Source organism: Aquimarina aquimarini, assembly GCF_900299535.1.
Classification (GTDB): domain Bacteria; phylum Bacteroidota; class Bacteroidia; order Flavobacteriales; family Flavobacteriaceae; genus Aquimarina; species Aquimarina aquimarini.
The window spans coordinates 15,901-28,907 of record NZ_OMKE01000058.1; the positions used below are offsets into that span (position 1 = coordinate 15,901).

At 29.4% G+C, this 13,007-nt stretch carries 9 protein-coding genes and 2 tRNA genes; 5 read left to right on the plus strand and 6 right to left on the minus strand.

The features are described 5' to 3' along the window. Window positions 1-76: 76 nt before the first annotated feature. From DG508_RS19905 to DG508_RS19925, 6 genes are all read right to left on the minus strand, one after another. Complete coding sequence (locus DG508_RS19905) at window positions 77-1,891, minus strand: WG repeat-containing protein (RefSeq protein ID WP_234418271.1); 1,815 nt, start codon at window positions 1,889-1,891, stop codon at window positions 77-79. Window positions 1,892-2,847: 956 nt separating this feature from the next. Beyond that, window positions 2,848-3,534 carry a hypothetical protein gene (locus DG508_RS19910; protein ID WP_159090942.1) on the minus strand — a complete coding sequence of 229 codons (687 nt, stop codon included), beginning with the start codon at window positions 3,532-3,534 and terminating at the stop codon, window positions 2,848-2,850. Window position 3,535: 1 nt separating this feature from the next. Continuing rightward, on the minus strand, window positions 3,536-5,386 hold the full coding sequence (locus DG508_RS19915) for an Ig-like domain-containing protein (RefSeq protein ID WP_108870021.1): 1,851 nt from the start codon (window positions 5,384-5,386) through the stop codon (window positions 3,536-3,538). Between the two features lie 445 nt (window positions 5,387-5,831). Further along, window positions 5,832-5,975, minus strand: a complete 144-nt coding sequence (locus DG508_RS21125) for a hypothetical protein (protein ID WP_159090943.1) — start codon at window positions 5,973-5,975, stop codon at window positions 5,832-5,834. Window positions 5,976-6,070: 95 nt separating this feature from the next. Then, window positions 6,071-6,604, minus strand: a complete 534-nt coding sequence (locus DG508_RS19920; RefSeq protein WP_108870023.1) for a hypothetical protein — start codon at window positions 6,602-6,604, stop codon at window positions 6,071-6,073. A 383-nt stretch (window positions 6,605-6,987) separates the two neighbouring features. Then, a tRNA-Pro gene (locus DG508_RS19925) sits at window positions 6,988-7,062 on the minus strand. 293 nt (window positions 7,063-7,355) lie between these two features. On the opposite strand from DG508_RS19925, the gene DG508_RS19930 reads away from it, so the two are divergent. The 5 genes from DG508_RS19930 to DG508_RS19950 all read left to right on the plus strand — a co-directional run bounded on the left by DG508_RS19930 (window position 7,356) and on the right by DG508_RS19950 (window position 12,985). Beyond that, a complete protein-coding gene (locus tag DG508_RS19930) occupies window positions 7,356-8,654 on the plus strand; it encodes a cytochrome ubiquinol oxidase subunit I (RefSeq protein ID WP_108870025.1) in 1,299 nt (432 codons plus the stop codon). A gap of 6 nt (window positions 8,655-8,660) precedes the next feature. After that, window positions 8,661-9,698, plus strand: a complete 1,038-nt coding sequence (locus DG508_RS19935; protein ID WP_103867196.1) for a cytochrome d ubiquinol oxidase subunit II — start codon at window positions 8,661-8,663, stop codon at window positions 9,696-9,698. A gap of 36 nt (window positions 9,699-9,734) precedes the next feature. Further along, a tRNA-Pro gene (locus DG508_RS19940) sits at window positions 9,735-9,809 on the plus strand. 252 nt (window positions 9,810-10,061) lie between these two features. Next, complete coding sequence (locus DG508_RS19945) at window positions 10,062-12,251, plus strand: tetratricopeptide repeat protein (protein ID WP_234418272.1); 2,190 nt, start codon at window positions 10,062-10,064, stop codon at window positions 12,249-12,251. Further along, window positions 12,248-12,985 (plus strand): LytR/AlgR family response regulator transcription factor, encoded by a 738-nt coding sequence (locus tag DG508_RS19950; RefSeq protein ID WP_108870027.1) that lies wholly within the window; start codon window positions 12,248-12,250, stop codon window positions 12,983-12,985. The genes DG508_RS19945 and DG508_RS19950 overlap by 4 nt, the downstream gene beginning before the upstream one ends. Window positions 12,986-13,007: the final 22 nt, after the last annotated feature.

The following is a 13,007-nucleotide window of genomic DNA, read 5'->3' on the forward strand; positions in this document are numbered from 1 at the left end:
AGTGCTAGCCTATCGGCACGCCATATGTTTAGTTACTGTGTGTTCGTTTTTATTCTTTTTTTAGTGTGTTAAGAGTTTAGTTTTGTTCAACTTCTATAATATGTTCTGCTTCAATTTCTTTTTTGTGAAAGTCTTTTTTACCTATTAAATCATTATTTGTATCGATAAAATATGATGTTCTATTTCCTTTTTCATCTACAGTTGAAACACTGGCTTTAGCAGGGGTTTCTTTGCTAAATTTAACAAAACGAGTAGCAGTAGAATACATAAAAGGTATTACTAAATTTCCTTTTTTATCGAGATAGCCGTATAATCCTGTTGTTTTATTTTTGGCTTGAAGTAAATAGGCACTGTATTCTGATTTTGGAATAATGTTCTTATCTAATATCTTGATTAGTTTTCCAAATTTATCTAAAATTGAAAAAATACCCTTTTTATCTTTTACAATAAATCGATCATAAGATTTTATTACTTGACTATATTTTTCTCCATCAATTGCTATTTCTCCATTGTTTGTTAAATAATCTGAAGCTTTACCGTCATTTTTTGACGCTCTAAAAAAAGGTTCTTCCTCTAATTCTTCAATAGTCGTATTATAGTGGGGAGCATCAATTTTAGAATAATCTCTTGATGTTAATAATTTTGGCTGTTTATTAATTGTATCTAACTTAAATAAAAAATCTTTTTCGTTTTTTGTAATAATAACTAAATTATTAGCACATATCTCAATATCATGATTTTCTAAACCAAAAATTATGTTTCCTTCTAAATCATATAGCCCTTTTAAAACAAGGTTTTTTTCAAGATTTTTTTTAACGAAATAAAAAGATTTATCAGCTTTTATAAAAATTTCTTTCTCTACAGGTAAAATTATTTCTTTTTTAATAGCATCAAATAATCCATAACCAGTGGTAGTGGTATATTCTCCTATTTTATATTTTTTTTCAATAAGCATATTATTTTTAGAAATTACAAAATCGTATTTTGTTTTCTTTTTATTGTCTGGACTAATCCATATTGTTTCGTTGTAATTTTTACTGTAATAATCTGGGAAATATTCGTTTTCTGATAAACGACCATCAGTTGGCTTTATAATCCAATTACCATTAGTATCTATAAGTCCATATTTGTTATCAGATTTTGCTATAAAATTATTTTTATTCAAATTTTCTGAAAAAGAAACCACTATTTGCTTGTTATATTTATTTCCTAAAACTCTGAAAATTATTTCTTTTGGATAAACTGAAAAATCAAAATTATAAAGCTTATTTTTTTCTGAAATGCTAACTTCTTCAGGTTGTTTTTCTTTAATATATTTTTTAAGCTCTTTTTCGTCTATAAATTTATTATTATTCAATGCTATTTTTAAATCTTTCAAAAACAATAGTAAAGAGTTATAATAAGCAATATCCTTATTCGTAAGTTTGGTTACAGATGAAGAACTTATTGATTTATAAAAAAGCCCTTTTTCATCGGATACATAAATTTCAAAATTATTTTCATTATCAGTTTCCTTTTTAATAAAAGAAATTGTTTGGTCATTTATCTGAATATCTTTAACTTGTAAAGTATCTATAGAAGTCTTCTTGTTGTTAATTGTGAAATTGAAGTATTCTTCGGCTTCAATTAAAATTTTTAAATCAAAATTCTTAATTCTTTTTCTTTTAACATTTAAAGGAAACTCTATGTTGTAATGGTTGTCGGCTTCTATTTTTTTATAATCCTTTTTATTGTTATAAAATTTTATATTTTCAAGTACGATCTCTTTAATATTTACATTAGGGTAATCTCCAAATATTGTTTTTTCTAATGAAATAATTGTTTGATTATCAATTACATGTTGTTCCCATTTTGAAGCTTTAATTTTTGATTTTAATTCCTCAAAATTCATTTGTAATGGAGGTAATTCTATTGGCTCGGGATGTAAAGAAACTCCTGATGAAAATTTTAAAGGAGTGTCATTTAGTGTGCCTAATTTTATTATAGATTGTAATTGTTCCTGAGATTTTGATATTTCTTTTAAAATAGATATTTTTTTCTCTTCAAATTCAGAATTTTGAGCTTTTACAGAAGAAATAGAGCTTATAATTATGATTACTAGTAGTATTTTTTTCATTTTAAAGTTTGATCAATTGATTTATTGAATATATTTTTTCTCAATGCTTAAATAATGGTGAATAATTGAATGGATGTAGTTTTTATTAAAATGCTCGTTAAGGGACATGATTTACACAAGTTAAAGATAAGGGATTACACTAAATTAGTTTCTATTCTTGTTGCTTGTTGTTTCTTTCTGAGGTCCTTTTTATCAAAAAAACTAAAATACATTTCTAAAAAAGACTTACCAAATCCTAATACCAATATCTTCAATAGATATAGATTTTCCTTTTAAAGCAGTTGATACATATGCCCAATAATATGATTTCCACCTCACGGCTCTGCTCTTAGTTACTTTTAATATTTTATATTTAGAATCATAGTGAAAATCTTTTATTTTTTCAGGGAATGATCTGGATACATTACTATGGTAAAATAAAGCGTAACTCACTAAAACCTGTCTTTTATTACCTGCATCATCGAATCCTTAAATGGATTTTGAACAAGTATAAACGCTTCAAAAGAAGTCGAGTTTTATCCGTAAAATGGTTAAAGCGTATTACGAGAGATTATCCAAATATGTTTTATCATTGGGAGTTAGGTTTAACGGTTGACTACATAGTAAAAGCCGTATGAATTGAGAGATTTAGCAGTGAAAATCCCTTTTTTCTATTCGACTAGTAGTAGGCTTTTTAACCTCAACAATTTGGTCGACTGTTCAACGTGGAAATTAGAGGGAATATAAATTTGCTATTTAATAGGGATGGCTATGCCGACACTAGTTCTTAATCCCGTCCAATTTGTTTTAACCTTATCACCGGCATTATTTTCTAGATGAAATTCGCTATTCTCTTGAAACTTTAAGGTTCCGCCAAAAGTAAGATCAAAACCTAAAGATGCTCTTATGATAAAAAATGAAACTGGATATTCATATAATACTCTAGCTCCAACACCCAAGTTAATCGATTGAAAATCTATGCTTTCTTTGGTTATATCTTCCAATATTTCGTTGTAGCTCTTTAATTCCATAGTTGAAAACATACCGAAACCTCTCAATCCTAATGTGAAATTGTTATTTGTTTTAGAGAAATGTATTAAATATTCTCCACCTAAGGTATACGATTTTAGGATTTCCGTAATTCGTACTACACCAGAAAAATCTGAATAAGATAATTTTCCACCAGTGGTATTGTAACTGGCAAAAATAGTAACATTCGCACCTACCATCTCATAACCTAATGTAAAACCTATATTCCCTGAAAAATCATCCGTTGTCTGAATAGGTATTTCCTGAAGGTCATCTTTAAATTCTTTTTGAAAATCTGAAAGTGATGCGTGCGAAAAAGTATTGTAATTGATTTCAAAAAGGACTTTTCCATTTTGAGAAAAAACGCCTGTCGTTGCAAACATAAGTAGTATTAAAATTATTATTCTCATATTATTGGAAATTTTTTATAACATATCCGTTAGGCGAAATTAGAAAGTCTTTTTGCGCTAAATAAAAGTACGCGTCATCTTGTATTTCTATTCTTTTTCGGTTCTCTTGATTCGAGTTTAAATCATAGAAAACCAAATAGTATTCCGAATGCAGCGATAGAGTTTTACCTTGCGAGGGTATGTAATCTACCCGATCCATATTTGAATGATTAGGTATTTGATTTATTGATGATGTTAATAAACCTATTTCTCTAACAAAGCCTGTTGCTAAATACACTTTATTCGTTTCGGTGCTATAATCCGTATGCAACTCGTTGTTATCATATTCATGAGCATAGACCTCTGAAAAAGTAGTATTTGTTTTTCGATATATCTTACTATTAATATTGAAATAATCGCCGTTGGTCGACATACCAAACGTATTACTCTTTCTTCTGTAACTTTTTAAAACTAATGTTTTGGAAGGAATATCATAGACCAATACCGTCTTAAAATTCTCTACATCATCAATAGCTAAAGTGTTTGCTCTAAACCGAACAATAGTAGTCGCGGTTTGTGCTTGGCTATTAAATTCTGTAAGGTTGTATTCTTTGATTATTTGAAACGAACTATTGACTTCCATAGATTTTGTGTTTAAGTCAATAACAAAATTCTTGTTTTCATTAAAAGAAAAATCACCAACTACATTGTTTGAATTTGTGATAAAGTTTCTATTTATTAGAGCTAAGGTATTTGAATTTAATTCATCTATATAAACCAAGCCACTCTCATTAATACTTAACGCATATAGTTTATCTAACAGTTCATCGTATAAAAAATTCTTATAATCATTTACTTCAAACTGTTCACCTCTATAGAATTCACCCTCGATATGTTTTCTTGGCGTTTCATAGTAGGATAGGTTATTATCGTTCGCAGTTAACTCTAAACGATATTCATATTTTCTACCAAAAACATAATTACCAGAAGATGTATTATTAGATATTAATTCATTGTCTGTAATATTGATATCAATTTCATCTCTAAAGCCATACTTGTCATATACTAAGAGTGCCCTTTTTATATTATTATATAAGGGATAATCGGTCCATTTAAAATGAAAATAACCTTCAGCTGTGGAAGGTACGGTAAGACTAAAAGTATCAGGGATATTAATCTCTTTCACTTCGGAATCAATGAAACCAAAACTGTTCTCAATTCTTATAATATAGCGTAAATTAAGGTCTAATGATATATTGTCATTTACAACACCACTTTCTATAATTTCTTTTGTTAAATCTAATTGACCTATAAGTTGATTTACTTCATTATAGATTAAAAGCCTTGGAGTTAAAGTTTTTCCTATTTCATCGATTAACAAATAGTCTTCAAGGTATACGAAAATAGTACCATATAACAATTCAACGCGCTCTATTTCTAAGGCAATTCCTGTTTTATCTACAGTAAAAGAAAACTCTTCAACTTTAACAAAAGATTCTACTCCAGTAACTTCAGCCAAACTGCCCGAATTGGTTTTAAAATAATATTTAACTTTTAAGGTGTGATCTCCGTCTGCTAAACTTTCAATAGCAAGAAAAAACGATCCAACAGCTTCGGTATACGTTTCTACAAGCGTATCATTTACATAAAATTGTATTTCGTACAACTTATTACTGCTTGAAGCTGAATAGTTATATTCAATATTTTTCGAATCTCTTAAAGTATCACCGTTACTGAAATTGATTAGACTTAGACTACCAGAAGATTCTTCTAGCTCAATTTCTTTATAGTAATCATCAGAAAATTGGTACTCGCAGCTCAAAAATAATACTACTACAGCAACTGATAAAAGACTTAAAAATTTGTTTTTCATTAAAATGTTTGTTTTAAACGTATTAGATTTAGTTAATCTAAAGTAGTACAAAAATAGTTTTTAAAATGGTTTCAGTATTTCTGTCAAGGTCTTATTTTTTAGCTTACTGGTAACGCTAAATATATGAATCGGAGCAAGGCAAGTATTGATCTATCTGCGCATTTTTATTTCTTATTCAATTTATAAAAATTCGACGCCACTGCAAAAAGGAAATGACCTTTCAATTAATACCGAACTTTGCTCTGATTTCATATATTATGTTACAGCACGTACTTTTTTTTCAGATTTCGTTTGAGTTTGGATATTTAGTTGTTGGATTTTTATTCAGATTCCAGAGAGATTTCCGCAATAGGTTTTATATTTTCCGACCTAGTCTTGTCCGCTTTGCATTCAGCTTGCATTTCGTTTATCAGATTCAATTTGTTAGTTTTTTGATACTAGCTAATTAAAAACAGTCACTTCCAGCTCCTTCAACAGGTTTTTCTATGCAATTTCCATCACCAAAACATACAGTTTCAGTACAAGGTTCGTCATCCTGAGAACAAGAGAAAAAGGCAAAAGCAAAAACAGTCAAAAATAGATATTTCATTTGTATAATAATTTTAGTGTAAACATATGTGTCTTAGTAGAGAAAAATGTTACCACGTTGTTGATATTTTTGTTCTAACATTGTAGGTGACTTTTTTAAATACAATTATTATTGTAGAAATTAACAACTTTATAAATGTCCTTTTTTTTGAATTCCTTTTTCTTTATTTTCTTAAGTAGCAAAGGGCAATCTTCAAAAAATTTTAGCTCATTTTTATTAAGTTTTCGTCCGACTCTAATGGTTACTTTATTTTTTTCCATAAAATATAGTAAACTTGTTGATACTTTTACTCCAGTTGAAATTTCTCTATTTGCAACAATTATATTGTAGAGATTAATTTTTCCTAATCGCACTACTTTCATAATTTGAGGAAAATTACTTCCAACTTTTTTGTAACGATATTTTACAACTCCTTTTTCCGTAATGTCATAACCAGTTATATGCTTATAATCATATGGTTTGGCCTTTGAATTCTCATTGTCTTTATATTTTATTCCTCCAAATTTTCTTTCTTTAATTAGTCCATTTTTAATGTTTCCATCTTTTAGATAAATTTTTCCTGCCTTAAATTGTGCATTGGTAATTGAAAAAAATAACATTAAAAAAAAAGTAATATATCCTTTTTTCATTGTAGATTTTGATTTAATTATTTGTAAGATTTTCTTCTTTCGGGAAAGATCATTTTATTCCATTTTGAACTATGTGCTGTAACAATGTTGTAATAGCAATTGCTATTACATTCCATGTATTTTTCACAAATTTAGCAGATTTTTAATTGATTTGAAATTGTTTACTACTATGCCCTAAAAGAGTTTGAATATATCCTAAATCTGTGGTATTTCCTAATAGAGGAGTAGTGAAACTATGCCTTAGATATGTTTTTTAAAGATACTCTTTTTTCGGAATCTTTTGTTATTTTCTAGGTCTATTTACTGACGCCAAAACTGACGACAAATCACCTTATAAATAAAAAAATCCTTGCTATCTATTGATAACAAGGATTTTGATTCAGTCGGGGTGGCAGGATTCGAACCTGCGACCTCCGCGTCCCAAACGCGGCGCGATAACCGGGCTACGCTACACCCCGAAGTATAGTGTTTCTCTTTCGAGGGTGCAAATATAGGTAAATCATTTAAAATAAAAACAAATAGTTTCATAAAGTGAAAAATATTTTAAAAAGTTAGTTATTATATAATTCTATAACACTAGAAATATCGAATTATTCCATGAATTATAATAAAGATATTTATCGTTAGTTTTCAGAATGTTAAAGTGTATCTTTTTAATAAAAAACACTAGTAAGATCAAGTGATAAACCACACTTAGATTGTATCTTTGTACTATTAATTTTGAAGTCAATTTCTTCTCTAAATTTTATCTATGGAAAATCTTGATGCGGCAAGACTCCAAATGGCATTTACCCTTATATTTCATATTGTTTTTGCTTGTATTGGTATGGTCATGCCTTTTTTTATGGTGGTATCTCATTATAAATGGTTAAAAACACGAGACCAGATATACCTCACTTTGACCAAATCATGGCAAAAAGGAGTCGCTATATTTTTTGTTACTGGAGCGGTCTCGGGCACTGCATTATCTTTTGAGTTAGGATTACTCTGGCCAGAGTTTATGAAACATGCTGGGCCGATTATTGGAATGCCTTTTTCATTAGAAGGAGCTGCTTTTTTTGTAGAAGCAATAGCGCTGGGGTTTTATTTATATGGATGGAATAAACTACCAGAAAAATTTCATTGGGTTACAGGGATTATTATAGGTCTATCTGGTGTAGCCTCAGGGATTTTGGTTGTAGCCGCAAATGGTTGGATGAACTCTCCCAGTGGATTTGATTATATAGATGGTCAATTCTTGAATATAGATCCTATACAGGCAATGTTAAACCCTGCTTGGTTTACACAGGCACTACATATGACTTTGGCTGCTTTTACAGCTACTGGTTTTGCCGTTGCAGGAATTCATGCATATCAAATATATAAAAATAGAAAAGTAGCCTTACATAAAAAAGCTTTCAAAATAGCAATCACTTTTGGAGCCATTGCAGCAATTTTACAACCTATAAGTGGTGATATTTCTGCAAAAGATATAGCAGAACGCCAACCTGTAAAACTGGCTGCAATGGAGGCTCATTATACTACCGAAAAGAATGTTCCATTATATATAGGAGGAATTGTAAATGCAGAAAAACAAGAGGTAAACTATAAAATAGAACTTCCTGGAATGTTATCTTTTCTTGCTTTTTCAGATTTTAATGCAGAAGTAAAAGGGTTAAATGATTTCCCTGAAGATGAACGTCCTAATGTAGCTATGGTACATTATGCTTTTCAAATTATGGTGGGTATAGGTACACTATTACTTTTTGCAGGTATTTTATATTTTGTTTCCTTAAAAAAGAAGCATTGGTTTAACAATAATAAATATTGGTTGCTATTTATTGTATTGGCTCCCATGGGATTTTTAGCCTTAGAAGCTGGGTGGATAGTTACAGAAGTGGGAAGACAACCTTGGATTATACATAAAGTTATGAGAACTAAAGATGCTGTGACACCAATGCCTGGTATTGTATTTAGTTTCTATATGTATATTGTCGTGTATCTGGCATTATCGGTTGCAGTTACATGGCTAATGCTAAGGCAGATTAGAGTATTAAATAATTCAAATTAGTAGATTATGTTATATGTAGTATTATTCTTTTTGATGTTTTCTTTATACCTATATGTCGTTTTAGGTGGCGCCGATTATGGGGCTGGAATTGTAGAACTTTTTTCATCTAAAGAGAATCAAAAAATCACTAAGAAGACTATTTATCGTGTAATGGGACCCGTTTGGGAGGCTAATCATATTTGGATTATTATTTTGATCGTAATTTTATGGATTGCCTTTCCTGTCTACTACAATATTATGGTAGTCAATTTACATATACCTCTTACTATCGTATTATTAGGAGTTACACTTAGAGGAGTAGCTTTCGTGTTCAGACATTATGATGCTGTAATCGATAATTCTCAAAAATTATACGATAGTCTTTTCATGATATCTAGCTTGATCACTCCTATATTTTTGGGAATGGTTTTTGGTGCTTTAATATCAGGTAAAATAGAAGTGGTAGAAGATGTAACAGCATTGACATTTTATGAAGCTTTTGTACAACCTTGGTGTAATGTTTTCAGTATTCTGGTTGGATTATTCTTTGCCGCACTTTGTGCCTTTTTATCTTCGATTTTACTAATTGGTGAATCAGATGAAAAAAATGAAAACATATATATTAGGAAATCTGCTATTGCTACAATTGTGGTATTTACTATAGGGTTACTCACTTTTGGGTACGGATATAGTAATGGAAATGTATTTATTCTAGATTTTTTGAAAAGTCCATTTGCAATAGTTGCTGTTATTTTTTCTGCAATGTTATTGATTCCACTATGGAGAACTATTAAGAAAGGAAATAAAATATGGAGCCGTTTTTTTGCAGGATTACAAGTGTTTTTAATTCTACTGGCCGCTTTGATATCACATTTTCCAGATATACTTATTACCAAAACAGGAAGTATTAGTTTGATAGAGGATATAGCTCCAGATAGTGTTATCAAAGTCTTAGGAATTTCACTTATTATAGGAGGTACAGTCATTTTACCTGGGTTATTTCATTTACTGAAATCTTTTAAAATGATAAAAATTTTAGAACGAGATAATAATCCTCTAATTTAAACTGAAGATTATTATATTTGCTATCTAAAAATTTTTCGGGTAGTAGCTTAGTCCGGTTAAAGTGCTGGTCTGGGGGACCAGAGATCGGAGGTTCGAATCCTCTCTACCCGACTGAACTAAAACCCTATTTGTCAATAGACAACGAGGGTTTTTCTGATTATATAGGGTAGTTCACGTCAGTAAATTGTATTTTAAGCTCTCTTTTTTAAGGAAAAACGACAGGAGTAAAAAAATGATATTACCCCTTTGATGATTTCTTCATAATTTTTTTACGATAGAAAGTTATTCTACCCTAATCTAAAAAATAGTAGATTTAGCACAGCCTATTTATATGAATACTAAAAATTAGTTTAATAATTTATTATGAGTCCTATCAGCAGATATATTCTTTCTTTACTTAGTTTTTTGTTTTTGGTAGGGAACATGCAAGCGCAAAATAAAAAGATAGATAGCTTAAAGAATGAATTAAAAATCTATACAAAGAAAGATACGGTTCGTGTAAAAATTCTCAATCACTTAGCTTTTTATCATTATAGAAGTAATCCGCCACAATCATTAGTATATGCTGAACAAGCAGGTAAACTTGCAGATGAAATAAAATCAACAAAAGGAAAAGCCCGCAGTTTTTATATGAAAGCGATTACCTATATGGAACAAACTAAGTTTGCAGTTTCTATTACAAATTATGAAAAAGCAATAGAGCTATATGCCTCAATAGATGACTTAAAAGGAATAGCTGGTTGTAAGAACGGTATGGGAGCTTTATACAATTATAGAGGTAATCAGAAACTTGCTTTAAAATATTTTAAAGAGGCATTGGCTATAGATCAGAAACTTGGAATAAAAAAGAACATGCCTAACTACCTCTATAATATAGGCAATATTTACTCTGGTATGGGAAAATATAAAGAGGCTTTAATTAATTTTAAAAAAGCATTAAACGCTTATACAAATAGTAATAATAAACATGGGATACTTAGTTGTTTAAATGCAATAGCTGTGGTATATATAGAGCAAGGTAATTACCCATTATCTTTGGAGTATCATAACAAATCATTAGACGTTGCTGAAAAGTCTAATGATTCTATTGGTATTTTTCAATCCCTAAATAATATTGGTAACATCTATAAACAACAAAAATTTTATGATAAAGCATTAAGTTTTTATAATAAGGCTTTGAGTATTCAACAGGCTAAGCATAATACCAAAAACATTAATTCTATAACAAATAATATTGGGAGCATCTATATCAATAAAAAGGAATTTAATAAAGCTATCCTTTATTTTAAAAAATCTATTAAGGTGAGTAAAGAGATTAATGATAATGATTATTTAGCCATTAGCCTTAATGGTTTAGGTTTTTCATATTTGGGAATTAAAAAATATTCAAAAGCTTTAGCTAGCTTTCAAGAAGCAAATAAAATCACTAATACTACCCAAAAAAAATACGAATTATTAGAGTCTTATATAGGTATTGCAAGTGTGTATTACTACATGAATAAATACAACTTGGCATTAATTAATGCTGAAAAAGGAGCTCAATTAGCAACTAAATATAAATTTTTAAAACACCAACGAGATGCTTATGAGTTACTCTCCAAAATAAACAATAAAATAGGAGAGCACGAAAAAGCTTTTTTAAGTCATCAACAGCTAAAAAAATTAAATGACAGTCTTTTTAATAGAGAAAACATTAAGAAAATTACAGAATTAGAATACGAATATAAATACAAAAATGAGTTAGCATCTGCAGAAAAAAGAGAATTAAGGTTGACCAAAACGGTAAAAACAACCTCTCAAAGTTTAGAAAAATCACAACGTAACTTATTACTTGGTGTAATAGCTTTTTTAATAACAATTTTAATTTTCGGAGCAACAATTTTCTTTTTAAAATTAAGAAACGAAAAATCTAAAACACAGAATATAGTAATTGAACAAAAATTGTTACGCTCGCAAATGACACCTCATTTTATTTTCAATTCACTTTCTGTATTGCAAGGCATGATTTTAAATAAAGAAGAGAAAAAATCTGTTTCTTATTTATCAAAATTCTCAAAATTGCTTCGAATTATTTTAGAAAACTCAAGAGACAAAATAGTTTTACTTTCTCAAGAGTTAACTGCCATAGAAAACTATCTAGCACTCCAGAATTTGGAAAACGAAGCATATACATATACTGTTTTTGTAGAGGACACCATAGATGTATCTGTGTTTAAAATCCCGCCAATGCTTATTCAGCCATTTGTTGAGAACGCCATAGAACATGCATTTGTGGATCAAAAAGAAAATAGAATACTTGATGTTCATCTATCCTATTTGAATAAAAAGTTAATTTGTACGATTACTGACAACGGTATTGGGGTTGACTCTCTAGTAAAGGGTAAAAATCAAGGTAAAAAATCATTGTCTACAACAATAACCTCTGAACGATTAAAAATGTTATCTAATGATTTTAAAATGAAAGGCTCGGTTACTGTAGAAGATAGACAGAAATATAACGAGCAAGGAACCATAGTTACTTTAATAATTCCTTATAAAATTTTAACCACATGAAAACATTAATAATAGAAGATAAGGAATACATAAGAAAAGGCTTACTCAACCTATTACAATTAATAGATGCAGAGATAGAAGTAATAGGAGAGTGTGAATCGGTAAAAGATGCTGTTGTCGTAGCAAATGCTTGTAAGCCAGAATTAATTTTTCTAGATATCAACCTTACTGATGGTACTGCGTTTGATTTTTTAGAACAAACAGAAAACTTATCTTTTAAAATTATCTTTATTACCGCGTATGAAGAACATGCCTTACAAGCCTTAAAAATTGGGGCAGTAGATTATCTTTTAAAACCTGTAGATATAGAAGAACTGCAAATGGCATTACAGAAAGTGGCTGAATTACCCATAACAAAACAAAAACAGCAGGTTAAGATTGCAAAAGAAGCTTGGAGCAATGAAGATTCTAAATTAATATTGTCACTCCATGACAGTTTTCAAGTCGTAGATTTAAATGAATTGTTATTTTGTGAATCAGATAAAGGGTATACAACATTTTATTGCAGTGACAATAAAAAATATATGGTTTCCAAAACCTTAAAAGAATTTGAAGAACGTCTTTCTAAAGCTAGTTTTACACGCCCACACCAATCATTTATGGTTAACTTGAAATTTATAGATAAATACGACAAGTCTGGTATTATTTATTTAAAAAATGGAAAAAAAATACCAGTATCTTCTCGTAAAAAGGAACACTTTCTAAGTACATTTTTAAATTGGAATAATCACTAAATTTCTTCCTTTTACAGATATT